The following is a 340-nucleotide window of genomic DNA, read 5'->3' on the forward strand; positions in this document are numbered from 1 at the left end:
AATCATTAAGATTGATCCTAATAAATACAATGTTCCACCAAATGCACGTAATGGATATAACCATTTTTTAAGAATAGTAACCGTTTGTAAGAAGTTACCATATTCTAATGTTCCGTCTGCTGCGAATTGTTTCCACATTAAACCTTGTGTCCATCCTGCAACATACATAGGAATTACCCAGAATAAGATACCGAAAGTACCAATCCAGAAGTGAGCATTAGCCATCTTAACAGATGCTAATTTTGTATTGAATAATTTTGGTGCTAAGTAATAGATCATACCAAATGCGATAAATCCATTCCATCCTAAAGTACCTACGTGTACGTGAGCAGGAACCCAG

1 protein-coding gene is annotated in these 340 nt (G+C 35.6%); it reads right to left on the reverse strand.

All coding sequences use genetic code 11. The features are described from left to right. Positions 1-340 (reverse strand): cbb3-type cytochrome c oxidase subunit I (locus QWI17_RS19410; protein WP_302724186.1); only part of this gene is annotated, 340 nt, incomplete at both ends.

It is taken from the genome of Gilvimarinus gilvus (genome assembly GCF_030518155.1).
Taxonomy (GTDB): Bacteria; Pseudomonadota; Gammaproteobacteria; order Pseudomonadales; family Cellvibrionaceae; genus Gilvimarinus; species Gilvimarinus gilvus.